The organism is Mycobacterium asiaticum (genome assembly GCF_001673315.1).
GTDB classification, from domain to species: domain Bacteria; phylum Actinomycetota; class Actinomycetes; order Mycobacteriales; family Mycobacteriaceae; genus Mycobacterium; species Mycobacterium asiaticum_B.
Window position 1 is genome coordinate 1 of sequence record NZ_LZLQ01000017.1, and the last position, 1,144, is coordinate 1,144.

2 protein-coding genes are annotated in these 1,144 nt (G+C 66.6%); both read left to right on the forward strand.

Annotation, left to right across the window (positions count from 1 at the left end; all coding sequences use genetic code 11):
* On the forward strand, positions 1-292 hold a 292-nt coding region (locus tag A5636_RS02905), incomplete at its 5' end, for an ATP-binding protein (protein ID WP_172827142.1).
* Positions 293-311: 19 nt separating this feature from the next.
* Positions 312-941, forward strand: a complete 630-nt coding sequence (locus A5636_RS02910) for a response regulator transcription factor (RefSeq protein ID WP_155763538.1) — start codon at positions 312-314, stop codon at positions 939-941.
* The last annotated feature ends 203 nt before the right edge of the window (positions 942-1,144 follow it).

The following is a 1,144-nucleotide window of genomic DNA, read 5'->3' on the forward strand; positions in this document are numbered from 1 at the left end:
TGCGGTGGGCAATGCCCTGGATAACGCGCGGGCGCACGCAGGCCCGGACGCACGCGTGTTCGTGCTGCTGGAAGACCTGGGCGATAAGGTCGCGGTGAGCATCCGCGACGACGGGGTGGGTATCGCGCCCGGACGGCTCGAGGAAGCGGTCGCCCAGGGACATGTCGGTATCTCGAAGTCGATTGTCGGACGGTTGATGTCGCTGGGGGGCAGCGCCGAATTGCACACCGACTCGGGAGAGGGAACCGAATGGGAGTTGATCGTGCCACGGCGGAGCGTCAACCGTGACTGAGCAAGCCGAACCCTCGGTAATGGTGGTGGACGACCACCCGATTTGGCGCGACGCGGTGGCCCGCGACCTTGCCGACGACGGGTTCGACGTGGTCGCCACCGCCGACGGCGTCGCCGCGGCGCGCCGCCGGGCCGGCGTGGTGAAGCCGGATGTGGTGGTGATGGACATGCGCTTGGGGGACGGCGACGGCGTCCAGGCGACCCGCGAAGTGCTCGAGGTCTCGCCCTCGACCCGGGTGCTGGTCCTGTCGGCCTCCGACGAACGCGACGACGTTCTCGAGGCGGTCAAGGCCGGCGCCACCGGATACCTGGTCAAGAGCGCATCCAAAGCGGAGTTGGCTGAGGCGGTGCGGGCCACCGCGGCCGGACGAGCCGTCTTCACCCCGAGTCTGGCGGGGCTGGTGCTGGGCGAGTACCGGCGGATCGCGCAGAACCCGAGCACAGACCCCGCCACGCCCAGCCTGACCGAGCGCGAAACCGAAGTCCTCCGCTTCGTAGCGAAAGGCTTGTCCGCCAGGCAAATTGCCGAGAAGCTCTCGTTGAGTCACCGGACGGTGGAAAATCACGTGCAGGCGACATTCCGCAAGCTGCAAGTCGCCAACCGGGTGGAGTTGACCCGGTACGCCATTGAGCACGGGCTCGACCAATAGCCAGATTTGGGTAGTCCTACTCATCCGATCGGCGGAGTTCGGCGGCAGGGTGGGTCACCATGACCGAATCGCATCAGGCTGACCGTGCTGTGCTCAGCCGGCTCGCACACGAATTCGACGCCCTGGCTCGACAGATGTCCCGAGTATCCGGAGAGCTCAGCCAGTTGGACCTATTGTTTTCCGCTTCTGCTGCGGCACCTGCG